This is a genomic window from Limibacterium fermenti, assembly GCF_041902845.1.
GTDB lineage: Bacteria > Bacteroidota > Bacteroidia > Bacteroidales > Dysgonomonadaceae > Limibacterium > Limibacterium fermenti.
Genome location: NZ_CP159486.1, coordinates 249181 through 274852 on the forward strand (window position 1 = coordinate 249181; position 25672 = coordinate 274852).

A 25672-nucleotide genomic window follows, 5' to 3' on the forward strand; every position below is an offset into this window, starting at 1 on the left:
ACGTTACTTAACGAACCCCTAACAGGGCTTTCACGTTTTTCACGTCCACTTTGTCAATCAGACCTGTCTGCGTCAGATTTCTCTTCCGTTTTTTGGTCTTCTTCGTCAAAATGTGACTTTTGAACGCATGCTTTCTTTTGATTTTTCCTGTTCCGGTAAAGGTAAACCTTTTTTTAGCACCGGAATTAGTCTTAATTTTTGGCATTTTGCTATACTTTATTAATGAAAAAATTATTACTTTTTCGAACTATTCCATAGTCGCCCGGGAATAGCCGAATGAAATTCAATGAAAATATCGAAAAAGTGTGCAAATGTAATGCTTTTATTTCAAAGTGCCTCACTTTTTCCTTCTTTTTTGGATATCCCGCTCTCTTAAGGGCTGAAAACTTAGAATCTGTTTAAATTTCTTTCGCGATTCAAAAAGAATTATTTTTTAGCAGTGTTCTTTCTCGTTTTGGCGATAATAGCGGGCTATTTGAGCCAAATAAGAGGAAGAAGAATACAAAAAAGAAACTTTTTGAAGGCGAAGAATAGTTTAATTACAGTCTTCGTAAGAAATTTAAACAGTTTCTTATTTAGATGCAGCCGCTTTCTTGGGGGCGAGCATAATAGACATCCGTTTTCCTTCCATAATAGGTAATTGTTCGACCTTTGCATAATCTTCCAAATCGTTGGCAAAGCGTAACAACAATACCTCTCCTTGTTCTTTGAACAAAATGGAACGGCCTTTAAAGAATACATAGGCTTTCACTTTCGCACCGTCTTCCAGAAAGTTGATGGCATGCTTGAGTTTGAAATTATAATCGTGATCGTCGGTCTGAGGTCCGAAACGAATCTCTTTCACAATGACTTTCACCGATTTCGCCTTTTGTTCTTTCAGCCTTTTTTTCTGTTGATAAAGAAATTTCTGATAATCCAGTATTTTGCATACGGGGGGAGCCGCTGTGGGTGAAATTTCCACCAGGTCTAACTCTTTCTCCTGCGCCATTCGTAGTGCTTCACGGGTAGGATAAATACCCTGCTCTATATTATCTCCGACTAAACGGACTTCCGGCACACGAATTCGCTCGTTAATACGATGTAGTTCTTTTGAATCTCTGGGATTATTCTTCATTCAGCTGATGTTAAATTTTCTCTGTGTTTTATAATCTGATTTTTATTGATTTCTATTTATTTCCAATAATTCTGTTTAGAAACTGTTTCTTACTTTACCTGAGAAGATACCATATCTTCTACTTCACGCAAAATATTTTCTGCAAAGATAGATAGTTTTACGGAGCCTTGATCGTTTCCGCCCTGTTTTCTTACGGAAACTTCTTCATTGGCTGCTTCTTTTTCTCCAACGATTAGCAGATACGGAATGCGTTTGAGTTCGTTGTCGCGGATTTTTCGTCCGATCTTTTCATTCCGGTCATCGACTTCGGCGCGAATGTCGTATTTTTTCAATGTTTTCACGACCTGATAGGCATATTCATTGAATTTCTCACTAATAGGCAGTACAGTAGCCTGTACCGGCGCGAGCCAAAGCGGGAATTTTCCGGCCGTATGCTCAATGAGTACCGCAACAAAACGCTCCATGGAGCCGAAAGGCGCCCGATGAATCATTACCGGACGGTGTTTCTGATTGTCGGCGCCGGTATATTCCAGTTCAAAGCGTTCGGGAAGGTTGTAATCTACCTGTATCGTTCCCAATTGCCAACGACGTCCCAAGGCATCTTTTACCATGAAGTCGAGCTTCGGGCCATAGAAAGCGGCCTCTCCGAGTTCGACTTTGGCCTTGAGTCCTTTTTCGCGACACGCTTCCACAATCGCATTCTCCGCCTTTTCCCAGTTTTCGTCGCTACCGATATATTTTTCTTTGTTATCGGGGTCGCGGAGCGATATCTGCGCTTCGAAGTCCTTAAAGTCGAGCGCATTGAAAATGATGAAGATGATATCCATCACTTTCAGAAATTCCTCTTTCACCTGATCGGGCGTGCAGAAAATGTGCGCGTCGTCTTGGGTAAATCCGCGAACACGTGTCAGTCCGTGCAATTCGCCGCTTTTTTCGTATCGATACACGGTTCCGAACTCCGCCAGGCGCAAGGGCAATTCTTTGTATGAACGGGGGAAAGCCTTGAATATCTCGCAGTGATGCGGACAATTCATCGGTTTGAGCAAAAACTCCTCTCCTTCTTCAGGCGTGTGGATGGGTTGGAAAGAATCCTTTCCGTATTTCGCATAATGTCCCGAGGTGACATATAACTGTTTGGCCCCTATATGCGGAGTGATGACCTGTTGGTAATCGAATTGTCTCTGAATTTTTTTCAGAAAATCCTCCAATTGCAGGCGCAACTGCGTTCCCTTGGGCAACCAAAGAGGCAATCCGGCGCCTACGGTAGGTGAAAAAGTAAACAGTTGCAGTTCCTTGCCGATTTTGCGATGGTCGCGTTTTTTCGCTTCCTCGAGCAGCAGCAGGTATTCGTCCAACATTTTCTTTTTAGGAAAGGTGATGCCATACAAACGGGTGAGCTGCGGGCGTTTCTCATCGCCGCGCCAATAAGCGCCGGCTGCCGATAGCACCTTTACGGCTTTGATATACGACGTATTGGGCAAGTGCGGCCCGCGGCACAAGTCGGTAAACCGGCCTTGCGTATAGGTTGTGATCGTCCCGTCGGCCAGTTCGTCGATGAGTTCGACTTTATAGTTTTCGTTTCTCTCGGAGAACATTTTCAGTGCGTCGCTCTTCGAAACGGATTCTCTGCGGATATCTTCTTTTGCGGCGATGAATTCCATCATTTTCTTTTCGATGGCGGGGAAGTCCGATTCTTTGATGATCACCCCTTCTCCGGGATCGACATCATAATAGAACCCGTTTTCAATGGCGGGGCCGATACCGAATTTGATTCCCGGATAGAGTTCCTGCAACGCTTCGGCCATTAAATGCGCCGACGAGTGCCAGTAGGCATGTTTGCCCTCTTCGTCTTCCCATTTGAGTATCTGCACCTCGGCATCGTCTTCGATGGGGCGGGTCAAATCGCGCGTCTCGCCGTTCACACTTACGGCAAGGGCTTCCTGCGCCAGGCGATGACTGATACTCTCGGCAATCTGCAATCCGGTAATACCTTTTTCATATTCCCTTACGGATGCATCGGGAAAAGTAATTTTTATCATTGTGATGTGTCGTTTAGCTTTCTCTTTTTATTTTTAGAATGCAAATGTACGGTTTTTGAGCGAATATACGCAACTTAATAAGTAATATTTCAGTTTTGCAAGTGGTTACATTCGACTGTTTGTCGCTATTCGTATGATTACAAAGTGTCGTCCCTGCGGGACTTTATTGCTCTCAGCTTGTTGCCCGTAAGCTAAAGCATAAGGTTAATAGAGTGTCGTCTCAAACAACAGAATGGCTGTAAATCAAAAATCACATTTTTAGCACCAATAATGTGATTTTTCTGTATCTTTACAGTCGGGATAAAATTGTAAAGTTATGCAAAGGAAATTATTAGAACAATTATTAGCATGGAAAAGCAGTAGAAAACGTTTACCACTACTGTTGGAAGGCGCACGACAAGTTGGTAAAACTTACCTTCTAAAAACACTTTTCGGGGAAAAATACTTTCAAAAAGTAGTCTATGTTAATTTTGAAAGGACAGATTTAGAATTAGTCGCTTTATTTGAAGGGAACATTGAACCCCAGCGGATTATTAATTATTTGTCTTTGAAATTTAACACTTCTGTAAATCAAAGCGATACCTTGATAATTTTTGATGAGATTCAGGAAGTGCCTCGTGCATTGACTTCATTAAAATATTTTGCAGAAGATGCACCGGAATATTATATTGTGGCTACGGGAAGTTTGCTTGGCATTGCTTTACATAGCGGGACCTCGTTTCCTGTTGGAAAAGTTAATAGATTACGCTTGTACCCAATGGATTTTGAGGAATTTTGTTGGGCAAACAATATGCAAAATCAAACAACAGAGGCGCATGATGCAATTCAATTATTAAAAAAACCACTGATTACAAGCGGATTTAAAGATGTTTTTCAGCAATATCTCGCAATAGGAGGCATGCCCGCTGTCGTATCGGAATGGGTTGAAAACAAAAATCTTACTATTGTAGAAATGATTCTGAAAAACATTCTTGCCGACTACAAAGATGATTTCAGCAAGCATACAAGTAACACGGAATCGCGAAGAATAGGGAATTTGTGGCAAAGCGTACCACAGCAATTTGCCAAAGAAAATCATAAATTTATTTACAAAACTATCGAGCCGTCTGCACGCGGACGTGATTATGCTTTTGCTCTTGATTGGTTGCTTGATGCAGGATTGATTTATAAAATCAATCTCACTGCTCACGGCGACAAATTGCCGCTGTCTTTTTATTCGGATAACTCCGATTTTAAAATTTATGCCCTTGACGTTGGATTGATGAGACAGTTGGCAAGTTTGCCTGCCTCAATTGTAGTTGGCGATGATAATATTTGGTCAAATTTTGGTGGTGCTTTTGCCGAAAACTTTGTATTACAGCAATTGCGTTCACTTGGTTTTGACGAAGCATACTACTGGGCAAGCAATGCCGACAATCCAAATCAGCCCAAAGGGAAAAGTGAACTCGATTTTATTATTTCGGACGAAAATGTAATTTTCCCAATTGAAGTAAAATCGGGCGAACAAGTAAAAGGACAAAGTTTGAGAGTATTTCGTAAAAAATATAGTCCCGAATTAAGCATTCGTTTTTCGCTCAAAAGTTTAGAGTATAACGAGGGACTTTTAAATATTCCACTTTATTATTCATTTTTATTCGCCGACTTGATAAAGCAGAAAGAAAAATTATCTATTTCGGATTTTGCATTTAAGAATAATGACGCCACCCGCACCTAACAAGCGGTTACATTCGGCTGTTTGCCGCTATTTGCTTCGCGTTATTTGCCGGGCGATACGGAGTAAAGCCGATAGCGCTTGGCGGCCGATTAAAAATTCAGTCCCGATAGCCGCAGGAATAACGTGTAGGCGGGTTTGGATGTCGACAGTTCGAAATGATCTTTTAACCGGATGCCGTCGATTGTTGTCCGGTAGTACGTATTGTAAGGGTTATAGTTGGTTACTCCCATCCCTATTGCTAACTGACACGATTGATGAGTGTGGGTCTTCTTCCTGTAAAACAGGCTTAACTGCAAATAATACGCCGGATTGAAGCGGGTAAAAACGGTTTTGCTTTTTACCTTTTCTTCATTCGTAACCACATTGCGCGATTCTACCGACCCGCTGTTGAAAGGAATGGGTTCGAACGAAAAACCCGCATCGGCTGCAAGGCCGAAATGTTTATGAGTGGGCGAAGACAGTTTGATGCCGGTAAGGCAATTTAAGTTCAATATATGTTTATCTTCAATATAATAGACAATCTACGGGTCGTTCGGCGATTCCAAATATTTGTCGATACCGGAATAAGTAGCCGCTCCTCCTATCGTCAGCCCGACAAAAGGGTTCAGCCAGTAATTATATTTCCCTACGCCAACGTTGCCTGAACGCCCGTCCATAAAAACAAGAAGAGAAAAAAGATAACGTAAGGAATGGATTGCTTATGCATACCTCTATTTTTTTATTTGCAAAATTACAGATTCCTGCCGTAAAAACCATACTAAAAAGGGCCGATAAGAATCACCGGCCCTTTACGTTTTTCGATTAATCTATAAATCTCACGCTTTTGAAGAGTTGCCTCCCGTCATTGCTTTACTCATGCTTCCTTGGGGTTCTTCGACTTGGAAGCAGCCGTCTTTCCTCTGTCCATGATCTTACGCGCCTGACGGTAAGCCATTGCGAATTCCGTCCCCTTGAATATGGATATCAGGCTGTCCATCACATACAAAACGCCGCGCATATCGGTAAAAAGTTGCGGCAATACATCCTGATTCTGTACGGCACGGTCTATCGTGATATCACGTGGGCGAGAGATATGCGCCTCGTAGGCATCGATTAAACCTTTAAATTCAGTCAGTTCTACCTCCGTAATCTGGTAAGGAGCGAGTCCCTCCGGGGGTAATGCCGAAAGACGGGTGTGAATGTCGCGCATCTTGGCAATGGCTTGTTTACCGTCGATACCCGAAAGTGAACTGCGACTCACCCGCAGTTGGTCGTGAAGTTCCAGATTTTTGTTATCCAGAGCATAGATGCTGCCTCGCTTGGAAAGGTCGGCAGCCATGTCGAAAGCGTCGAATGCGACGTTCTTTTTTTCGGTAGTTGCGCCCGAAGTTTCGATTTCGGAGCGTTCGGCCGATGCATTGATTTTGTTTTTAATGTCCCAAAATCGGTCTGTGGCCTCTGTGAAACGTGTATTCACTGCCCATACGCTTTTGTATGTGTTGAGGGTAGTCCCCACGGAGTCGGTCATCAGATTAAAATTGACATCTTTTGTTGTCATATCAATTCTGTTTTAGATGAAACCTTTACGTCCGGCAAATATAAAAACAATGATAGTAATCTCCAAACAAATCCGTAAAAAATATACCTTCCGTTCATTCTTTCTAATGAATTAACGTGAAACCGACCAGAAAGAGAGTTAAAGTTGTGATGGCAGTTGATCATAACTTCCTTATTACGTTGATTGGCAGTTCTGTATATTCGGCTATTTCCGATGGCAAATATACCCATTTCCTGAAGCTTTTTGACTATTTGGTATACTTTTTCATCATTTCTTACCATTACCGGGAAAATAGGAGAAACAGAATCATTTATGTCAAAACCATGATAAAGCAACCGTTCCCGTAGATCCGGAACAGTTATAATAATTATCTGAATAGTTGAAAATTAAGCTGAATCCATCTGATGAAAATAAACCGGAACTGACTATTGACGGCATAAGCGATGCAAATGGGTATAGAAAAAGGCACACAAAACTTCAAGGAACAAGGGATATTAAAGATAGGCAACAAGCTAAAATGTTCAAAAGTAAAAATTTCAGGATATAATTTTTGCAAGTTCTCAAACATTAGGTAATTTTGGATTAAAGAAATAAAATACATAAAATTAGAAGAATCGCTCATTTATTGTATTCTTATTATTTTAATTTCAGCAATGAATAACAAACTTATAGAGAAGAGATATAGTAGAAACCGCATTTATTTGCGCGCCGAAGAACAGCTATTTATTAAAAGCCATAAAATTCTGCTTGCAGGGGCGGGTATCGGAAGTAATATTGCCGAGTGTGCATTGCGTTTTGGATTTGAATCACTAACCATTGTAGACGGGGATTTAGTAGAGGAATCAAACCTAAACCGACAGAATTACCAAATGCAGGATATCGGCAAGCCTAAGGCCGAAGCGCTCAAAAAACGCTTGTTGAACATCAATCCACAAGCCAATATCATGGCAATAAGCACCTTTATCGACGATACAAATGTGGAAGAATTGCTAAAAGGGCAGGATATTGCCGTCAATGCACTTGATTTTAAATCGGAGATACCCTTTGTTTTCGACGAATGTTGTCAGAAGCATCACATTCCGGTTATCCATCCTTATAACCTCGGCTGGATCGGTTTGGTTGTGGTAGTAATGCCGGGCGGCAACCAATTAAGAGAGGTCAGCGATAATTGGGAGAATTTCGAAGTGAAGTTTGTGGAACATCTCATCCACGATTTCAACTTGAAGATACAGCCCGAATCAGGGTTTGAAGAAATTATCACGCAGTTCAAAAACGAGAAAGAGATTTTGCCCCCACCCCAACTCTCCGTCGCGTCATGGATAGTAGCCGGCTTGTGCACCAACTTGATGTTTTACATTGCTACAGGGCTGGAAGTGAAACAATATCCCCAATTTTATATGGCATCCGCTCTATTTCCATAGAAATCCTATCCGATATTTCCGGGCTGTACAGGTTTTACAATAAATTATTATTAATGGCATACGAGATGGCCTCCGTAATATTTTCCACTTCCAATTTCTCGAAGATCCGGCGTTTATAAGTTTTTACCGTATCCAACGATTTAGATACATGTTCCGAAATATCCTTCATCGTATAGCCCTGCATCGATAGGCGGAGTACCTCCTTTTCTTCTTCTTTCAGGATAATTCTTGCACATTCGTGCCATTTCCTATCCACCGGACTATATTTCCAATGTCCGGTATATCCTCTACGGGCAATTTCCATATTACCGGGTTTGGTTTTCGAGGAAAAGGATACCGTACAAAGCGATAACCACACTTTATTGCCGTTTAAACGCAAGGGCGTAATCTTATGGTTGATAAGCAACGGCTTGCCGGGCGAAGGCTTGATATGAAAATCGTAGCTAAGGGTATACTCCAACCGGTTTGCCGGCGGAACGGATTCCGTGAAAGTAAACCCGGCTCGGTTTATTTCCAACAATAACGGGATCTCCGGTTCGGGAACGAACCGAAGATAGAAATCGTATCCCATCCGCCGCACTTCTTCGGGCGACAGGCCGCAAAGGAAAAGCGGATTATCCGACACATAGAAAAAATCCTTCCGGAAATAGTCTATCACATAAATGCTTTTATAGGTCGTCCGGGCAAACGCATCTAATAACTGCACGTATGGTTCCACATACGTATATTCTTCATCAGGCACAAAACCGACCTCGTTTTCTTTGATAAAAAAAGATTCTTTTTTAGCCATAATAGTATTGTGTATTTTTAGTCTTTGGCAAAATAAGCAAAAAAATCCAATCCGAACTACAAAAATACACTTTTGTGTAATACCCCTTTGGAAAGTAGTTTATATGTTTGCGAAATTTAACACAGAAGAAATCAAAATATGGATAGATTTATCAAAGACACCGGTGCCTACACTATCTGGCAGTTATCGGACAACAATCTATATGAACTTGCGGAATTTGTGGTATGGGAAAATTATAAGCACCACACAAACGGGCAAATGAGTACAACTTCCATCTCGGAAATTGCCTGTATTCATCAGGAAGAAATGAAATACTTCAACCGCTCACGTATTTTTGTAGCAAGAAATGCAGAAAATAAAATCATCGGCACTATCCGGCTGATGCACTGGGATGGGTACGAGATGTTGCCCATACAGACATTATTTAACATCCGGTCATTAACGGACATTTCCCCCTCCGACAGCAATACGGCGATATGGCATATCGGTCGATTTGCCGTCAGTACGGATGCGGGTCATAATGGAATATTATTATTTAAGCTATTGTTACTTTATGCAATAGCTCCGATGTTCGAATTCGATAAAGGAATCGTTTTTGCCGAATGCGATAGTAGGCTACTGCGAACAATGCGTTTGATGGGGATAGAGGCGGAATCCCTTGGTCGGGGAATAGAATATCTCGGTTCCGAAACCATTCCCATATATGCTACCTTAAACGGAATAGGTGGTTTTTTTAAGAAAAACCGATCATTGTTAAGTAATCCATTCTGCCTCTCGGCATAAACTACACAAAAGTGTATTTTTCTAAGGGAGTCGCAATTATTACACTTTTGTGTATTGCAAGCCATTGCACTCCGGTGTATATTTGTAATAAAAAATCACACTAAACTAAATGAATGCATCCGGTATTTATAGTGCGCAATATAGAGAACGGTTGCTATGACAGTCTATAATTCAATTATTATTCATCAGTTTCCCATATCTTATAACGATAAATAAGAGATAGGAAACAAAAAACAAGAAAAAAAATGAAAAACCTTATTCAATTTGTTTGTGCAACCATTCTTTTGGTGCAGCTTTTTTCCTGCTCACAGGAAAATGAAATGATCGATTCGGAAAGTTTAAAAACTTCGGAAGATTCAATAGAGGAGATGGTAGACGTCAAAACAACGGGGCAGGACAGTATTGTGCTATTGTCAGTCAATCCCGATTCTATTAAATCCAAACTTTTTAAGGGAAGAACGACACGTTCGGCCACACCAATGGCAGCCGATTACGACCCATATTTTTCATCCAACATGTATGCGATTGACGGACTTCCATTTACACTGAAAGCAAGGGATGGAAACAAATACCTATCAGCCAGCGGTAAATGGCAGGAAGTCACCTGGAGTACTACAGCCAACTCGACAGATCAAAAGTTTTATGTAAAGGTATTACCGGCGACATCGGGTATTCCATACCTGATATATTCATACAAATCCAAGACATCGGTAAGTGTGGGGCAGTATACGGCGAACCCGAATGAAAAAATTCTTCTTACAGGCAAAGATGATTCGGGCGATTTATATAATGCATCCTGGGATTTTATCCCGTCAACTTCTTATCCCGGATATTACGCTATAGAAAGTCAATCTTATATTGGACAAGGCAGCAGCGGTAGTTGGGGGGATATCTTTTATCATGTAGTGGAAGTGAAAGATAAAAATAAAGTCAGATACGGTCAATATACTAATAAAGCGCAACAAGAATTTGCGATCAAACCGGATGCAACATTCACATTAAAAAATGTAGAATTTGTGAATGAATATAACGCAAAAGTTACTCGTAGAACAAATGATTCAATCAAAGTCTCATATACGAATTCTGAGAGTAGAGCAATTGGAGTAGACCTCATCTTTGATGATATCCGAAATGTAAATTCGAATTTTATAGAAAAGAAATCCATAGCATTTAAGGTCGGATCTTCCTCGATACTTTTTAGGAGACCTACTGTCACAAATGATAAAATAGACTTCGTTCAGGATTTATCAAAAGAGCCTGACACTTATTATCGCTCATCCCAGAAAGTTAATAATCACCTTTATGCTAAAGTTCCCGTGAGGATTGAGCCCAAGACTAAACTATATGGGACATATTATTTTAAAGTATTTGACGTAGAAGCAGATTATGTTGCCACCATCGAATATAATGGAAAAGAAGCTAAAATATCCGGACGATGGAACGGAAGAATACATGTTGATGAAATATTTGAAACCAATATAGAAATTGTTGACTTGACGACTAATTTATCTCGTGGAACGAAAAGAGTTAATGTTAAAAATGTTAGTAAATCATCTCCTGTAATCCTATAAATTTAAAATGGAAATGAAAAAATACTTTATCTATTCTATCATATTGTTGTTTAGTGTTTCATGTAGTAACGACGAGAATTTGAATATTCTTAACAGTAACGTAAAGCAAGGAAATTCCTCTGCTGATATAATATTGCAACAAAGAAATCCAAGCCTGCCGAGAGTATGGTCTAAAAGAAAAACAAATGTTGCATCAACAAGAGCATCCTTCACAGATCCAACAGATTTTCTGGGATATTCTTATGCAATTGAAAGCGGAAACTCCATAATCGGGGATTTTCATAATGCCAAATTTCCCGTAGTAAATATGAAAAAGCTAATAGAAAGATATCCGTCTTATATTACAGCAAAAGAAATAAGAAGTTCGTATGCACATTCATACACGCATGCTTCTTTTGACCGTCTTGAACAAAATTCTTCTTATACAAGTAAGGTGAAAAAAGGCTTCTCTCTCAATATTGCGGGATTCAAACTTGGAAGAAAGAAAACGGTAACCGAGATTTTCATACGTAATTCAATGAAGGAAAAGACATCAGTTTTTGGTGAATTAAATGTAGAAGTCATAAATGGAATGTTGTCCCTACAAACCGCAGAGAATGCAAGAAGAAGAATTGCATCGGATTACCTGGACGAATTATTTATAGATGCTTTATATAATACCTCTATGTATGATTTATTACATAGCTACGGAGAATTTATTCTAACCGGTTATTACACCGGAGGGAGAGCATCTGCTCTATTTGCAGGAGATTCTGAGAAAGAAACGGAATTCGCTAGTAATGAAAAGAACTTAGGAAAGGAAATAACAGCCTCTTATTCATGGAAAAAAAAAGCACCCATCGGGGCGGATAGTTTAAATAGCGTTAGCGGTGAACTCTCTATCGGAACCAATAATCGCAATGATTCGACTACTACAAAGACTTTCAGTTCGTTATATTATTCTATAAGAACATTTGGTGGAACCTATGGTTATAATGTAGCAACTCCCGAACTGGAATTGAATAAATATCGAATTGATTTGACACCCTGGCTGAATTCATTAAACGATCCAAAAACCCATACAATGGTAGATATTCAGGACGAAGGACTTTATCCTTTATCAGACTTTATATTGGAAGAAAATTTCAGGGATAGATATAGCGATACACATATGGAATATCTGAATCAAAAGTATCTTGATGAACCGTTTATAGAAATAGTTAAAATATATATCCGAAAAAGTAGTTCCGGTGAAAAACTATATGCTATAGCCCCGGTCTTAAATACACGGCAAGGTGATAAAATTATATTGTATGATCCTGCGAATGATCAAGCGAGTGATGAAATTTTAAAAGCTAATAATACGAGTAGTGTCTTTACGGAAAAAAGCAATACCATTCTAAATGAAAAGAGTAAATATTATAACTTACTCATTAAGGCGAATCCTAAAACAATTATCAATCCTATTATGAGGATTCCATTATCTTTCAAAATTAACGCAATAAATGAAACGGCGGTATATAAATATAAGAATCAGAATACAAATATCTGGTACATCTATGATCCGAACGCATTAGTCGCTTTTTCTTACTATGACGATGATTATATTTTGGAGGCGTATGGGATACTGGATTGGGTAAATTCTATTCCGGAAAAATCTATCTCCATGATGTCGCTATATCAAAGATATAGGATATTCGGTTTATAACAACATTTAACAAGGAATTGTCTTGAAGCACAAGACAATTCCTTATATATTTGCATCGACTTAACAAATAAACATTTTTATGAAAGCATTTAATTTCCTTATTTTATTATCAACAAGTATTTTATTGTTTGCCGGTTGTGATAAAAATGACTGCGATTGCGGCAAAGGTGATAAGGTCGAAAACTTTCAACTGACACCCGATTATTTGAAACAGACCATATGGAAAGGACGTTATAGGAATGAGTCTAAGAATGAAATCATAAGGGAAGGATATATCAATATACAGTTCTCAACTGACAAACGGGGAGAATATGAATATAAGCCAGATAACGATAAAGAACCTACCTTTGGAAATTTCCAATATCAGATCAGCAATAAATTATTTATAATCACTGCCGATTGGTATCCTCCATTAGCCGGTGATTGGTTGATTAAATCACAAAGTAAGACAAAAATCATATTAGTACAAGATGCATTTGTCGAAGATGGTGTTAGTAAGAACATGGAATTAAACTTAGTCGAGCTATAAATTATGAATATAAATAAATCGCACATACTCCTGCTGTCCTTATTGTTAAATATAGGCTTCGCCGGTTGCGGTAAAAATGATGCGGAAGATTTTTTCCCTTCCGGGGAATTTCTAAAAGAGACCAGTTGGGTCGGAACGATAATGGTAGAAGAAAAAGGAGAGATTGTCAGAAGGGGAAATATCAGTTTTGTTTTACTACAGAAGCTAAAGGCTATTATAATTTACGTTGGGAGGATGATCCGGATCAGTCAGATCGAGTGCATACTAATTACTCCATTAAGGACAAAATAATGACTTTTCGGGATGATTTTGAACGGGGGAGAGTGTGAATTTAAATGCTGCGGATGACCGGTTGTTACGCCTGATGGAAGCTTTGGCTGTCACTTATCAGGAGGTTGAAGTCAAAAAAAGAATTAGACAGACGGCTGCAACGATATAATGAAGGTAAAACAGTGTTTTATACATCGGGTTATGCACCCATTGCGAGTCAAGCCCACAAATAACGAAATCACATTTCGCTCACGCGGATCTGCCTCGTGCGGTTCATCATGATTCCCGGCACAAGTCCGGAGACTTGCGCCGGCGGGTATTTTCCTCCTTATTATTCCGCATGGTATGGCGGCGGGCCGGCGCTTTTCATCGCCAGCAGAACGCTCGAGCCAGTCAGCGTTCCGCTTGATACTACCAGTATGACACTTGGTCAGGTCAGAACTAAAAAAGATACTACCGGCATGACACTTTGTCCGTTCAGCGGTTCACTTGACGCAATCAGTACGACACTTGGTCAGGACAGGGGGGCACTTGACACGACCACCCCGACACTCGGTCAGTTCAGGAGGGCACTCGACACAATCAGCGCGACACTCTGTCAGGACAGGAACGCGCTTGACGCAATCAGCACGACACTTGGCTAAAGAAGGAGCCTGCCGGATACCGGCAGCGCCTCACTCGACACTACCACTTCCCCAAAAGAGTCCTCTTTTCCTTCCCCGTCGAACCTCTCCAATCGGTTCGTCGGAGATGATTGTCCGTTTGGGTGTTCTCTTATTGCATCCGCTTAATAATGCTGTAAGCTTGTACAATACCCAATTCGCCCGACTTGCGCAGGTCGTCGAGCCCGGCTTCCGTCTCGCCGACAGCCAAACGCACCAGTCCGCGGTTGAAATACGCTTCGGCAAACTGGGGCTCCAGTTCGATGGCTTTCGTATAATCGGTAATCGCAGCCTGATGATTTTTTTCCAATTCGTATAAAGTCGCCCGGTTGTAATAGGCAAATTGAAAGTCCGGCTGTAGCCGCGTAATGGTTTCATAGTCGCGCATAATGGCATCGTATTTGAGCGATTGGGTCGGCACGTCGGAAAGTTTGGCGAGCTTGTCGGCCGCGAATTTGTCCGTTTCGGCCGATACCATACTGCGGGAATTGTCCGTCGCAGAACTCGATCGGGGGGCATCGTCCTTTTCGAGCCTTTCAATTTCCATTTGCTTAGACCGTATTACGGCTCTCGCAAAGTAAGCCATAACGAAGCCGGGGTCGATTTCAATGATGCGCGAGATGTCGATCAGGGCATTTTCGTAGTCCTGCACCAACAAATAGTCCATGGCCCGGCCGAAATAAAGCCGGGTGTCGGAGGTTGCGTTCCGGATGCGCTGCGTGTAACGATCGATCGAACGGAAATGAGCCTGTATTTGTATTTCGTTCAGCGGCACTTCGTAGTTTGTGATCTTTAAGGCCCATTCGAGTTCCATATTGCGGTTGGCCGACTGTAGCGTTTGAGAGAAATAGACCGGCCGGCGTACTTCGAACGTGCCTTCGTAATAAGTGAGCACGAACTCGGGTTCCGGCTCCACGGGCGCATTGATGTTCTGTACTTTGCCGCGACTTTGCCGCTGGTATTTGGTTTTTTCTTCCGATTTCTTGTCGGCGACCACCAGCAGGTTGAATTTTTGGATATCCTCATCGGTTTGTTCGCGGGTATCTTTCGACTCCGGTTGGTCGCTTTCCGTTTTAGAGGCCGGCTCTTTCAGCGAACTGCCCTTTCTGGCTTTCGCCTCTTCGGCACGGGCCAGATTATAATCCTGCTCGGCGCCGCGCAAATCGTTCAGTTGGCGTTTCAACTCCGACCGCATATAATATCCGGTGAAAAAATCGGGATGTTTTTCGAGAACGACATTTAAGTAGCTCAAAGCCCCTTGCGTGTCCCCCGTTTCGCGTTGCAGGATCGCGCGGTTGAGATAAGCAATGCTGTTGGACGGTTCCAATTCGAGCACCTTGTCGAAATCCTTTATAGCCCGGTTGTTGTCGGCTACCTGAGCCCGTAAGAGCCCACGGTTGAAGCGGGCGATCAGGTTGTTTTCGTCGCTTTCGATGACGCGGTCGTAATCGGCCATGGCCCCGCGTAAATCGTTCAGGTTATATTTGACCAATCCCCGGTTGATGTAATTGCCTTCGAAGTACGGATCGAGGCGAATGGCTTCATCCAAATCGGCCAGCGCCTTGTTATAGTCTTTTTGTTGGAAATGCAATAATCCTCTTGCCGCAAACGACTGCGCATTATAAGAATCTATTTCGATAGCCTTGTTCAGGTCATCCATCGCTTTTAGGGTATCCTGCCGTTCGAGATGCATCTGCGAACGGGTAAGATATCCCGGAGTGTAATCGGGATAACGGCGCATCAGCACCTCGAAAAACTTCTCCGCGGTATCGTATTGCTTCAATTCGACATTGACGATGGCCATGTTTACCAGCGTGAGCCGGTCTTCGGGAATGAACTCGAGACTGCGCTGGTAATCGGCCGCCGCGCCTTCGAACTTGTCCTGGTTTTGCCGGGCGGCGCCGCGTAACTGATACGCCGCCGTGTAATACGGATTCCGTTCCAGGCAGAGCGAACAATCTTCTTCCGCACCTTTAAAATCGTCGAGCATAAACTTCGCCATTCCCCGGTAGTAATAGGGGTCGGCAAGGTAAGGCTTGGCCGTGATAACCGAATTGAAATACTGGATGGCCAACACATAGTCCTCGAAATACAACGCATTTTTACCGATCATCATGACGCGATCGGTATTCACTTGCGACGTAGCCGATAAAGATGCCAGCAGTACAAAAATAGACAGGATCGTTTTTCTCATCTTATAGTTTCTGTGATGCGAATGTAGGAAATTTTCGTGACTTTTTACGGGGTTTGCGATCTTTAAGAGCGTTTTAATATTCTTTAGTTTAATGAGCTGCCGGCAAAATCATTCGGTTTCAATCAGCCGGCTCCCGTCGGGTTGTTCGGTAATGGTTATGCGCACCGTATTTTCCGGCAATAACGTTTCTACCAATTCCGGCCACTCGATGAAGCAACGGTTGCCGCTGTAGAAGTAATCTTCGTAGCCGAAGTCGAAAGCTTCTTCGAGTTTTTTGATGCGGTAAAAATCAAAGTGGTACACCGAAGCGCCATCCTCCGTGCGGTATTCGTTAATGATGGCGAAGGTGGGGCTGGTGACGGGTTCCTGTACGCCCAGTTCTTTACAAAGCGCCTTGATAAAAGTGGTTTTGCCGGCGCCCATTACTCCATAAAACGCAAAGACCGTTTTATCGTGCATTTCCCGGAGAAAAACTTTAGCCGCCGTTTGGATCTGTGATAAGTCGTTTATTTCTATTTTCATATTCTATTGTTTTGGGTGAAGGGTGATGAGCGGAACAATCATCTCTTCCATCGAGATGCCGCCGTGTTGAAATGTATTTTCGTAATACGATGCAAAGTGATTGAAATTGTTCGGATAGGCAAAAAAGTCGTTATCGAGGGCGAAGATATATCGCGTACTGACATTGGGCGAAGGCAGTCCGATGCTTTCGGGATGGGTCACGGAGAAGACTTTCTTGGGATCATACGCCAGATTTTTTCCTGCCTTGTAGCGCAGGTTGGCATTGGTTTGTTTGTCGGCGGTCACTTTCTGCGGATGTTTGACTCTGATTGTCCCGTGGTCGGTTGTGAGGACTACCGTGCCTCCTTTTCCGGCTATTTTGGAGAGCAACGACGGCAGGGACGAATGCAGGAACCACGAACGCGTGAGCGAGCGGTACGCCGCTTCGTCGGAAGCCAGTTCGCGGAGCATTTTCGACTCGGTACGGGCATGCGAAAGCATATCGATGAAATTGAATACTCCCACAGTCAGGTCGCATAGCTCACGTCCGGAAAAACCGTTCGCAAAACGCTCGCCTTCCTGATGGAGGTTGATTTTAGTGTAAGAGAAGGAACCCTTTCGGCCGAGACGGCTCAGCAATGCCGCAAGCAGATCCGCTTCATGCAGGTTCTTGCCGGTTTCCTCGCTTTCTTCCACCCAATATTGAGGCATATCCGCCGCTATCCGGTTAGGCAACATTCCAGCGAACAAGCTGTTGCGTGCATACTGAGTAGCGGTCGGCAAGATGCTGAAGTATTCCTGTTCCGTATATAAGAAATGTTCGGTAGCCACATCTTTTATGGCCAGCCATTGGTCGAGACGGAAGTTATCGATGAGGATGAGAAATACTTTTTCGCCCCGGTCGATCAAAGGGAAAACCTGTTGTTCGAGGAGTTGCGGGCTCATGAGGGGACGGGAGGGATCGTTGCCGTTTATCCAAGCTTCGTAATGCCGTTTGATGAATTTTCCGAAGGCTTTTCCGGCCTCTTCCTTTTGCCGCATCACAAACTCCTGCATCGGATGCTGCGACCGGGCGAATTCCATCTCCCAAAACACGATTTTTTTATAGATAGCCGTCCACTCCGTGGCCGAATCGGCCCGTCCGATATCCTCGCTCAATTTGTTAAATTCCCCGCGATAATCGACCGTTGCCGTTTCCGAAATGATTTCCTTTTGGTCGAGAAGTTTCTTGATGGTGATGAGTATCTGATTCGGTTTGACCGGCTTGATGAGATAATCGGCGATCTTTTTGCCGATGGCTTTATTCATGATCCCCTCGTCCTCGCTTTTGGTAATCATTACCACCGGTATGTCCGGGCGGAAAGTATGAAGTGCGGAAAGCGTTTCGAGGCCGGTGAGCCCCGGCATGTGCTCATCCATAAAGATGAGGTCGTAGGGCGATAAACGGCACATTTCCAGTGCATCGTTGCCGTTGTTGGCGCAGTCGACGCTATACCCTTTTTCTTCGAGAAAAAGAATATACGGTTTCAACAGATCTATTTCATCGTCTACCCAAAGGAAATGCGCTTTCTTCATCTAATCGATCAGCCGACTCGTATATGAGCCGAATGGAGGAACAAATATATGGAATTCTTATGTATCCGGCAATTTTTTACTCGTGTCGTGCGGAAACCTGTTTTTTTATCCGTCCGATAAAGGCGAAAAATACCGGGCGAAAATGACATGACGGTCATTTTTGCCCGGTACTTTTATCCGGTGAGGAAATGGACGGGATATTTCTACTTCGCGCCGGGAGTTGTCATGATAACGGCAATGCGATCGCCGTTTTCCATGATATTCCGGGCAAATTGCTGAATGTCTTTTGCTGTGATATCGTTCACGATGGCCGCATAATCCTTCGAGATATCGACGCCATGATTCCACTGATAACTCATGACGTATTGCCAATACCTGTTCAGCGTAAGATTACTTTGATATACTTTGAGCAGATATTCTTTCGCTTTGTCGATATCGGCTTTCTCCGGTCCTTCAGAGGCGATATCCTGCAGGCCTTTATCGACTAACGATACGGCCAGTTCCTGAGACTTCGGATTGGTTGTAAACCGTACCTTAACCATTGCTTTTTCTTCCGGATAGTATTCGGCGCTGCTGCTTGCCCCGACAGAATAAGCCGCTCCCGCTTCTTCCCGTATCGTCTTCGTATAAAGTATCGTGAGCGCTTGTCCGAGCATACTCGCCATAAGCTGATTGCGAAAATCGAATGTATGGTCGGCATGATACAGTACGGTTATGGTCGATTTTGGCGTTTCTTCTTCTTGCTCAAAGATACATGAACGGCTACCCGGAATGATTTTCAATACCGGTTTCGCCACTTCTTTCTTATTGGTAGAGGGCAGGGACGCGATATATTTCTCCAGATGAGGACGCAAACTGTCCATATCGACATTGCCGACGATGGAAATCGTAAAGTTTGAAGCATCGGCAAAGCGTTCCTTATAGAGTTTCAACAGTTGGTCGTAGTCCACTTTATCCAGGTTTTCCGCGTCCATTTTTTCGGTATAGGGGGTGTCTCCGTAGAGAGTCCTGCTCAAAGAATCGGCATATATCGTCGAGGGCTTGTCTTTCCCGTCTTTCAGACTCCGTTTCAGACGGTCGACGAGCGCCGTGAAGGCATTCTCGTCCTTATGCGGATAGAGGAATGCGGCGTGCATTTTCTCAAACAACGTCTTGATATCCTTTGGAGAGCAACTGCCGGCGATAGACTGATAGTTTTCCGATATTCCGGCATTGATATCGGCATTGATACCAATGAATTTTTTTTCCATATCCGAAAAATTATAGTTTCCCCATCCCGAAACGCCGACCATCATATTCAATAACGAGCCGTACTTATACGTCTCGACAGGCAACAACGATAATCCGCCATAAGCCATTGCCTGAACAAGTATCTCGTCATTTTTGAAATCCGTTTTCTTGATGATAACTTTAACGCCGTTAGAGAGTACGATATTCACATAACCGTCCTTATCGGTCGTTTCCGATACGATCTTACCGGCTTTCGGTTCTGCCGGCAGGAAAGGCAGATTACTGACTTGGTCGATATAGGGCTCCAGTTTTTCCGCTTTCACCTTATGATAGAGGTCAATCATATCCTGTTGTGACGGTAGCTTCAACGTATCGTTTTGAGGCGCAGTCACGGCAATGACAATATTCCTGTCGTCCGCTGCGAAGATCGAGTTAAGATAGTCGTTCAATCCATCCACATTGAGTTTCGGTAAAGTCTCGTTCCAAAAAGCGACTTCGTCTTCGAGACTGGGTATCGGCTCATTGTCGAGGAAGTTACGTACATATTCATCCACGAATCTTGAACTTTGCCGTTTATCTTTATCTTTCAACAGATTATTGAGGCCTACAAGCATATCGTGACGATAGCGGTCGAATTCCGTTTGAGTGAAACCATGTTGCCGCACACGGAACAATTCGCGTAAAGCTCCTACCGTCCCTTTTTCGATGTCTCCGTTGGCTGAAAGACAACTAACGGTCAGCGCAAGGGCTTTTTTAGTTTTGGCAATAAAGAAGTCGCCGAAACGCACGAACGCAAATCCGAACGGAGCATTAGGCTTCTGGGCGATATCGCGCGTATGGTCGTGATACATCCCATAAATGAAATTATTATACAGGTTGTTTATCAGGTATTGCCGGCTGTTTTTCTTGTCGCGGGCAGGAGCATCGTATTTGAAATAGAACGTTACCGTAGGAGATAACAGTTCTTGGTCACTTCCTATGAATACAATAGGTTCTTTATTATCCGGGACGGGATAATAAATGCGTTCGGCGGCATCTTTGCGGGGAGCCGGTATATCGGCAAAGATGGTTTTAATCTTTTCTTCTATTTCATCCACATCGATATCGCCGACAATCACGATACCCTGCAAATCGGGGCGATACCATTTCGTATAGTAATTGCGTAATGTTTGCGGCTCGAAGTGCATGACGATATCCATATTTCCAATAGGCATCGCGTCTTCATATTTTGATCCGGCCATTATTACCGGCATCATCGCCTCATTCATCCGTTGCGAAGCGTTGTTGCGTGCGCGCCATTCTTCATGGATCACGCCTCTCTCTTCTTCTATATCTTTGTCGCTGAGAGTCAAGTCGTGCGACCAGTCATGCAAGATAAGGAGGCAAGAGTCGATGGCGCCGTTGACGGTGGTGGGTACATTGTCGATATTGTAAACGGTTTCATCGACGGCCGTATAGGCATTCAGGTCCGCTCCGAATTTGACCCCTATTTTTTCCAGATAACTGCGCAGGCCGGTTCCGGGAAAGTTCTTTGTTCCGTTGAAGGCCATATGCTCAAGGAAATGGGCCAGACCGCGCTGGTCGGCATCTTCTTGAATAGCTCCCACTTTCTGTGCGATATAGAAAAAAGCGCGCTCCTTCGGCTCTTGGTTATGGCGGATATAATAGGTCAGTCCGTTGTCTAATTTACCGACCCTTACGGCTTTGTCTTGTACAAAGTCTTGGGCTTGAATAATGAATATACTGCAGAATAAGAGTACTAAACTCAAAACATTTTTCATTTCACACTATTATTTAGTTGTTTACGTAATTCTTTAATTTTTTCCAACTGTTCTCTTTCGGATTTCTCCGTAAGACTTTTCTCTAATGTCGAACAGGCATAGTCGAACTGGCTTTGGCTGATGCCGGCCATGGTGGCGGACTGTTCGAGATTCTTAAAAAGCAATTCTTTATCGTTCATGATGATGGACGCCGGCAGTTTATACATCATCGTATATTCGGCCGCTTTCGAAACGCCGTTTTGCTTCATAAAGTTTTCATATTCATCCATCTTGAGTTTATCATATCCCTTGAATTCATCGGTGCCGACATCCGTAAGATAAAAGCTCTTTGCATACATGCGCCATCTGTCTTCGAGCATCTCGCCGATTTGAGCTCCATATTTGGAGATGAATTCAGAACGGTGTTTGTACACATAGAGAAACGAGGGGTTGTCAGGATTCGTAATGTACGTACAAAAGATGTCGAAAGCCTCTTCATCAGAGAGTAACGTTTCGGGACGACGATTACAAAACTCCTCCGCCACCGTTTCCACACGATTCAGCCTATTAACCCTGCTCAATTCCGCAATATATTCACGGATAAGTTCCGGAGTGCGTTCACCCGCTTCATAGCGCTGTTCCAGTACGGAAGGAGTGTCGTTCCGGAGTTTGACGTTCAGCGTATCGATCAGAGCCTGAGGCTCGAAATATCCCAGCATGCGAAACTTTTCATTTCCATCAGCGTCCAGTACCAGATAGGTGGGATAACTATTTATATCCCATTGTTTCACGAGACCTATTCCTTCCCCTTTCTCCATGTCGATCTTTACCGATACGAAAGCATGGTTCATATAGTCCCCGAGCATCTTTTGCGGAAACACCTCATTGGCCATTTTGCGGCACGGACCGCACCAGGTGGTGTAGCAATCCACAAACACCAGTTTATTCCGGGCTTTGGCAATATCCAATATCTCCTTCAACGGCTTATTCTCGAATTTTACTCCGCCTGCATCCTGAGCCGTCAATAGCGACGGAAGGACAAATAGCCGGAGTATGAATAGAGCGAGTATACTATTTCTTATCATCCTTATTTATTTTACATCACGGACACAACGCACATTCAGCAAATGACCTTTCGCAATGCTCTTTTGTTCATATCCGCTTTTATTATAGACTATTTTGCGACAAAATGCAAAATTGTTTTCAGATTTGGTTTCATCGGTGGTTGCCGTCCAATAAAATCCGTAAACACCTGCATAAAAGTCGATCGGCTGCTGGGAATAGGATTCAGCCGTAATATAAAATCCCCCGAATTGAAGGTCGATAGCCTCTGTAATGTAGGGCCCGACCCTATCCGCCAACCGGTTCCAGTCTTCATTGGTAGGCAGACGCCATCCGTCGGGGACCGCGGCATTTGCGGCGGTGAAATCGTAAAGGCCGCCGTAATTGTCATAATATTTCCGGTTCCTTCCATCGTCATAATAAATGGGTTTTACGGGTGTGAGATCCGGACGGAACGCTCCTTCTGTGGTCTGAAAACGCATATTGTCCGTCATCCATTCCTGATCTCCGTAACGAGCCCAAGGGTATGTAATGCCGTCGCGATCATCTACGAATATTCCGGTAGCGTCCGGTACCGGTGTCGCAAATGCCTCTTCCTCATCGCTGCACGATATCATTCCAACGATGGAGATGAAAAGGAATACGATTGATTTATATCTAAATTTCATTGTCATTTTAAATTGTTAATGGATTAAAGAATCACTCCCAAGTCGGCTATAATTTGTTTGAGTATCGCATACTTCTGCATGACGATAGGATACTGGCCATAAAGGTTTGTAAATTCTTCTTCGCTATATTCGAATACGGCATTGGTATAATCTTCCAAATCGTAGCTCTTCGCCTTGAAATTATACATATAAAATCCATAAGGGTTGCCATAAGCGTAGGCGCTGAGAAATCCCAGATCCATCATCGTCGGATGAATCTTGATGAAATCTTCCACCTCATGGCTATTTCCTGAATCCATTTTAAAGGTGCTATAGTACTGGCTGCAGAACGAATAAAAAGAATCGAAAATGCTGGGGTCGAGTTTGCTGATCTTGCCGGCAACGATGGTTTTCAAAATCTGATTGCGGTAGGCCGTCTGCTCCTCATCGGTCATATCCGTCAATCCGCTTACCGCTATTGCCGTGCATCTCCAGCCTTGGAATACTACGGGATTCGTAAGGAGCATTTCGTAATATGTACTGGCATTTGAAACATAATAATTGATCTTGTCGATCAATAAAAAAGAGAATGGGCGCAAGTCGGGACCGAGAGAAGGCAGTATCTTGTCCTGAACGAACTGTGTAGCGACCTGTTTCTCTTTGTCGGTCTGGATATAGTCAAATTCGAAAATGTTATCCTTACTGCTTAGGGAACCCGTCATCGAATAGCCCAAATTTACAGCCTGGTACGTATAGAATGGCGTATTGTCGGGATTGACGCTTGTCTGCTCTTTTTGGATGGTGTCGTTAAAAAGCAGATAGATGTGATGGGTGTCGTAAAAATGATGCTGCAATAGTTGGTCGTTGGCGCTGGCGCCATAAGGGGTCAGATAGTAATCTTTTTCCAACGCCCCTATTTCCACCTCATCCGAACGACAACCGAAAAATGACAATGCCAGGAAGTTTAATCCCAATAAAAAGAATATCTTACTTTTCATTTGTCTGTAATATTTTTTAATAGTTAATTGTTTTGATAATGGACCTTGGGGGCCTGCTGTTATTCGGCATTCCGACATTAAAACTGATCACTTCGCGGGGTATGGGAAGAGTGTAAGCCTCATCATTCGGTTGAAGTTCGTAGACCGATGTTTGAACGGGAACATTTCCGCCGGTCGTCCAACTATATTCAAAAGTGGTGTAACTGTGTTGGATCGTTTTTGAAAACGGATATACACTGTTCACCGTGTAACGGCGCAGATCAAACCACCGATGGCCTTCCAGACACAATTCGCGTTCACGTTCATCCCGTATCGCCTCGATCAGGTCATTGCCGGATGCCGTTACATCCTGATATTCGGAATTTCTGATACGCTTTTTGCGTAATGAGTTCAGCGCATTTTGCGCGACGGATGTCTCTCCTTTATAAGCCGCGGCTTCCGCCAGATTAAGATAAGCCTCCGATGTCCGGAACAGGAAATTGGCCGATAAGGATGTCTTTTCGAGGTCTAAAACTTCGCCGCCTTTCACATATTCAGCATAACTCTCCGCGTCGTTCCATTTCACATAATAGGTTTTGCGCAGGTCGTTGTCGTCATAAAGCCCCCAAAGATAATCAGACACCCCAAAGTCGGCGATGTAGTTTGTGATGGAACTTCTTACGCCGCCGTTACCCATAGAGAAGATCACTTCCGGCAAACGGGGATTCAAGAAGGACGTGGAACCGTCCATTGCGTTCAAGTCTTGCAAGCTATTGTCACCGGCGTTTATGACCTTGTCGGCATATTCCATCGCCTTATCGTTGTCCTGCATATATAAGTACAAGCGGCTCAGCAATAGTTCGGCCGCCGTCTTGTTGGCGCGATAATAACTCTTTCGGGTAGTGCCGTCCAACAACTCTTCGGCTTGCAGAAGATCGGCAATCGCTTGTTCATACACTTCCTGTACCGTATTTCGGCTGAACAGCTTGTCCTCAATAAATTCCGTAAGCTTGACCGGAACGGCAGGATCGGTGGCTGCCGTTGCCGCGTTATAAGGTTTCCCGTAAAGATTGGCAAGCGTGAAGTAATAAGTTCCGCGTAGAAAGAAAGCTTCTCCTTTGATACGTTGCTTCTCCAGTTCATCCCGGCTGTCTTTGCCGTCGTGATTGTCGATAGTTGCAATGATCATATTCGCGATATTAATGTGCATATATATCATGCTCCAATCATTATCTTCTTTACGAATAGACGTTTGTGCATAGTTTATCCCCACCGACTGCTGCCAGGTATAGTAGCCGAAATATTTCTCACGGACATCCCACAAGGCTCCTTTATTGGTCGTATTGGTTATGTTTTCACTCACTTCGTCGGCCATCAGGTGGATATAGGGATAATACCAGGGTTTCTCGATATACTCCTCCGATAATGCAAATGAGGCCGGAGTTCCCGTAGGCATGTATCCGCTTCCCAACAGCAGCTCATCCAGATCTTCATAACCACGTACATAGGACGTGTCTTGAGAATATTCTTCCAAAAAATCGCCACATGAAGAAAGTCCGAATGTGAGCACCACTAATAATATGTTTATTTTTTTCATGTTCTGAATGCT

The 25672-nt window shown here is 43.2% G+C and carries 22 protein-coding genes; 7 read left to right on the top strand and 15 right to left on the bottom strand.

Annotated features, from left to right (window positions below; all coding sequences use genetic code 11):
• Positions 1-7 precede the first annotated feature (7 nt).
• From rpmI to thrS, 3 genes are all read right to left on the bottom strand, one after another.
• Complete coding sequence (gene rpmI, locus ABNK31_RS01140; protein WP_418893933.1) at positions 8-205, bottom strand: 50S ribosomal protein L35; 198 nt, start codon at positions 203-205, stop codon at positions 8-10.
• 366 nt (positions 206-571) lie between these two features.
• A complete protein-coding gene (gene infC / locus ABNK31_RS01145) occupies positions 572-1114 on the bottom strand; it encodes a translation initiation factor IF-3 (RefSeq protein WP_418893934.1) in 543 nt (180 codons plus the stop codon).
• A gap of 89 nt (positions 1115-1203) precedes the next feature.
• Positions 1204-3153 (bottom strand): threonine--tRNA ligase, encoded by a 1950-nt coding sequence (gene thrS / locus ABNK31_RS01150; RefSeq protein ID WP_418893935.1) that lies wholly within the window; start codon positions 3151-3153, stop codon positions 1204-1206.
• 316 nt (positions 3154-3469) lie between these two features.
• Between thrS and ABNK31_RS01155 the strand changes: the two genes are divergently transcribed.
• A complete protein-coding gene (locus ABNK31_RS01155; RefSeq protein ID WP_418893936.1) occupies positions 3470-4867 on the top strand; it encodes an ATP-binding protein in 1398 nt (465 codons plus the stop codon).
• Positions 4868-4956: 89 nt separating this feature from the next.
• On the opposite strand, the gene ABNK31_RS01160 is transcribed toward ABNK31_RS01155, so the two are convergent.
• From ABNK31_RS01160 to ABNK31_RS01170, 3 genes are all read right to left on the bottom strand, one after another.
• Positions 4957-5358 carry a hypothetical protein gene (locus ABNK31_RS01160; protein WP_418893937.1) on the bottom strand — a complete coding sequence of 134 codons (402 nt, stop codon included), beginning with the start codon at positions 5356-5358 and terminating at the stop codon, positions 4957-4959.
• A 30-nt stretch (positions 5359-5388) separates the two neighbouring features.
• Positions 5389-5523, bottom strand: coding sequence for a hypothetical protein (locus tag ABNK31_RS01165; protein WP_418893938.1), 135 nt, complete (start codon positions 5521-5523; stop codon positions 5389-5391).
• A gap of 197 nt (positions 5524-5720) precedes the next feature.
• Positions 5721-6404 carry a hypothetical protein gene (locus ABNK31_RS01170; RefSeq protein WP_418893939.1) on the bottom strand — a complete coding sequence of 228 codons (684 nt, stop codon included), beginning with the start codon at positions 6402-6404 and terminating at the stop codon, positions 5721-5723.
• Positions 6405-7072: 668 nt separating this feature from the next.
• Between ABNK31_RS01170 and ABNK31_RS01175 the strand changes: the two genes are divergently transcribed.
• Positions 7073-7825, top strand: a complete 753-nt coding sequence (locus tag ABNK31_RS01175) for a ThiF family adenylyltransferase (RefSeq protein WP_418895453.1) — start codon at positions 7073-7075, stop codon at positions 7823-7825.
• A gap of 34 nt (positions 7826-7859) precedes the next feature.
• On the opposite strand, the gene ABNK31_RS01180 is transcribed toward ABNK31_RS01175, so the two are convergent.
• Positions 7860-8615: a response regulator transcription factor gene (locus tag ABNK31_RS01180; RefSeq protein ID WP_418893940.1), complete on the bottom strand. Its 756-nt coding sequence runs from the start codon at positions 8613-8615 to the stop codon at positions 7860-7862.
• A 138-nt stretch (positions 8616-8753) separates the two neighbouring features.
• On the opposite strand from ABNK31_RS01180, the gene ABNK31_RS01185 reads away from it, so the two are divergent.
• The 5 genes from ABNK31_RS01185 to ABNK31_RS01205 all read left to right on the top strand — a co-directional run bounded on the left by ABNK31_RS01185 (position 8754) and on the right by ABNK31_RS01205 (position 13476).
• Positions 8754-9398: a hypothetical protein gene (locus ABNK31_RS01185; protein ID WP_418893941.1), complete on the top strand. Its 645-nt coding sequence runs from the start codon at positions 8754-8756 to the stop codon at positions 9396-9398.
• 245 nt (positions 9399-9643) lie between these two features.
• Positions 9644-10969 carry a hypothetical protein gene (locus ABNK31_RS01190; RefSeq protein ID WP_418893942.1) on the top strand — a complete coding sequence of 442 codons (1326 nt, stop codon included), beginning with the start codon at positions 9644-9646 and terminating at the stop codon, positions 10967-10969.
• 7 nt (positions 10970-10976) lie between these two features.
• The gene (locus tag ABNK31_RS01195; protein ID WP_418893943.1) at positions 10977-12656 is read left to right on the top strand and encodes an MAC/perforin domain-containing protein; all 1680 of its coding nucleotides are present in this window, start codon (positions 10977-10979) and stop codon (positions 12654-12656) included.
• A gap of 79 nt (positions 12657-12735) precedes the next feature.
• Positions 12736-13185, top strand: a complete 450-nt coding sequence (locus ABNK31_RS01200; RefSeq protein ID WP_418893944.1) for a hypothetical protein — start codon at positions 12736-12738, stop codon at positions 13183-13185.
• Between the two features lie 3 nt (positions 13186-13188).
• On the top strand, positions 13189-13476 hold the full coding sequence (locus ABNK31_RS01205) for a hypothetical protein (protein WP_418893945.1): 288 nt from the start codon (positions 13189-13191) through the stop codon (positions 13474-13476).
• A gap of 753 nt (positions 13477-14229) precedes the next feature.
• On the opposite strand, the gene ABNK31_RS01210 is transcribed toward ABNK31_RS01205, so the two are convergent.
• The 8 genes from ABNK31_RS01210 to ABNK31_RS01245 form a co-directional block, all read right to left on the bottom strand.
• Entirely contained in the window at positions 14230-16311 is a 2082-nt protein-coding gene (locus tag ABNK31_RS01210) for a tetratricopeptide repeat protein (RefSeq protein WP_418893946.1), read from the bottom strand.
• 108 nt (positions 16312-16419) lie between these two features.
• Positions 16420-16833 carry a tRNA (adenosine(37)-N6)-threonylcarbamoyltransferase complex ATPase subunit type 1 TsaE gene (gene tsaE / locus ABNK31_RS01215; RefSeq protein ID WP_418893947.1) on the bottom strand — a complete coding sequence of 138 codons (414 nt, stop codon included), beginning with the start codon at positions 16831-16833 and terminating at the stop codon, positions 16420-16422.
• Positions 16834-16836: 3 nt separating this feature from the next.
• Complete coding sequence (locus ABNK31_RS01220; RefSeq protein ID WP_418893948.1) at positions 16837-18387, bottom strand: PglZ domain-containing protein; 1551 nt, start codon at positions 18385-18387, stop codon at positions 16837-16839.
• Between the two features lie 203 nt (positions 18388-18590).
• Positions 18591-21398, bottom strand: coding sequence for a M16 family metallopeptidase (locus ABNK31_RS01225; protein WP_418893949.1), 2808 nt, complete (start codon positions 21396-21398; stop codon positions 18591-18593).
• Positions 21395-22462 carry a thioredoxin family protein gene (locus tag ABNK31_RS01230; RefSeq protein WP_418893950.1) on the bottom strand — a complete coding sequence of 356 codons (1068 nt, stop codon included), beginning with the start codon at positions 22460-22462 and terminating at the stop codon, positions 21395-21397. The genes ABNK31_RS01225 and ABNK31_RS01230 overlap by 4 nt, the downstream gene beginning before the upstream one ends.
• 6 nt (positions 22463-22468) lie before the next feature.
• Positions 22469-23107 carry an FISUMP domain-containing protein gene (locus ABNK31_RS01235; protein ID WP_418893951.1) on the bottom strand — a complete coding sequence of 213 codons (639 nt, stop codon included), beginning with the start codon at positions 23105-23107 and terminating at the stop codon, positions 22469-22471.
• 23 nt (positions 23108-23130) lie between these two features.
• Positions 23131-24084, bottom strand: a complete 954-nt coding sequence (locus ABNK31_RS01240) for a hypothetical protein (RefSeq protein ID WP_418893952.1) — start codon at positions 24082-24084, stop codon at positions 23131-23133.
• Positions 24085-24100: 16 nt separating this feature from the next.
• Complete coding sequence (locus tag ABNK31_RS01245) at positions 24101-25660, bottom strand: RagB/SusD family nutrient uptake outer membrane protein (protein WP_418893953.1); 1560 nt, start codon at positions 25658-25660, stop codon at positions 24101-24103.
• Between the last annotated feature and the right edge of the window lie 12 nt (positions 25661-25672).

Excerpts from the sequence above, each read along its gene's own strand:
- tsaE (WP_418893947.1), bottom strand. The coding sequence starts at position 16,833 with ATGAAAATAGAAATAAACGACTTATCACAGATCCAAACGGCGGCTAAA.
- ABNK31_RS01165 (WP_418893938.1), bottom strand. The coding sequence starts at position 5,523 with ATGGACGGGCGTTCAGGCAACGTTGGCGTAGGGAAATATAATTACTGG.
- ABNK31_RS01245 (WP_418893953.1), bottom strand. The coding sequence starts at position 25,660 with ATGAAAAAAATAAACATATTATTAGTGGTGCTCACATTCGGACTTTCT.
- infC (WP_418893934.1), bottom strand. The coding sequence starts at position 1,114 with ATGAAGAATAATCCCAGAGATTCAAAAGAACTACATCGTATTAACGAG.
- thrS (WP_418893935.1), bottom strand. The coding sequence starts at position 3,153 with ATGATAAAAATTACTTTTCCCGATGCATCCGTAAGGGAATATGAAAAA.
- ABNK31_RS01155 (WP_418893936.1), top strand. The coding sequence starts at position 3,470 with ATGCAAAGGAAATTATTAGAACAATTATTAGCATGGAAAAGCAGTAGA.
- ABNK31_RS01180 (WP_418893940.1), bottom strand. The coding sequence starts at position 8,615 with ATGGCTAAAAAAGAATCTTTTTTTATCAAAGAAAACGAGGTCGGTTTT.
- ABNK31_RS01200 (WP_418893944.1), top strand. The coding sequence starts at position 12,736 with ATGAAAGCATTTAATTTCCTTATTTTATTATCAACAAGTATTTTATTG.
- ABNK31_RS01240 (WP_418893952.1), bottom strand. The coding sequence starts at position 24,084 with ATGAAAAGTAAGATATTCTTTTTATTGGGATTAAACTTCCTGGCATTG.
- ABNK31_RS01235 (WP_418893951.1), bottom strand. The coding sequence starts at position 23,107 with ATGAAATTTAGATATAAATCAATCGTATTCCTTTTCATCTCCATCGTT.
- ABNK31_RS01195 (WP_418893943.1), top strand. The coding sequence starts at position 10,977 with ATGGAAATGAAAAAATACTTTATCTATTCTATCATATTGTTGTTTAGT.
- ABNK31_RS01210 (WP_418893946.1), bottom strand. The coding sequence starts at position 16,311 with ATGAGAAAAACGATCCTGTCTATTTTTGTACTGCTGGCATCTTTATCG.
- ABNK31_RS01190 (WP_418893942.1), top strand. The coding sequence starts at position 9,644 with ATGAAAAACCTTATTCAATTTGTTTGTGCAACCATTCTTTTGGTGCAG.
- ABNK31_RS01205 (WP_418893945.1), top strand. The coding sequence starts at position 13,189 with ATGAATATAAATAAATCGCACATACTCCTGCTGTCCTTATTGTTAAAT.
- rpmI (WP_418893933.1), bottom strand. The coding sequence starts at position 205 with ATGCCAAAAATTAAGACTAATTCCGGTGCTAAAAAAAGGTTTACCTTT.
- ABNK31_RS01225 (WP_418893949.1), bottom strand. The coding sequence starts at position 21,398 with ATGAAAAATGTTTTGAGTTTAGTACTCTTATTCTGCAGTATATTCATT.
- ABNK31_RS01230 (WP_418893950.1), bottom strand. The coding sequence starts at position 22,462 with ATGATAAGAAATAGTATACTCGCTCTATTCATACTCCGGCTATTTGTC.
- ABNK31_RS01185 (WP_418893941.1), top strand. The coding sequence starts at position 8,754 with ATGGATAGATTTATCAAAGACACCGGTGCCTACACTATCTGGCAGTTA.
- ABNK31_RS01170 (WP_418893939.1), bottom strand. The coding sequence starts at position 6,404 with ATGACAACAAAAGATGTCAATTTTAATCTGATGACCGACTCCGTGGGG.
- ABNK31_RS01220 (WP_418893948.1), bottom strand. The coding sequence starts at position 18,387 with ATGAAGAAAGCGCATTTCCTTTGGGTAGACGATGAAATAGATCTGTTG.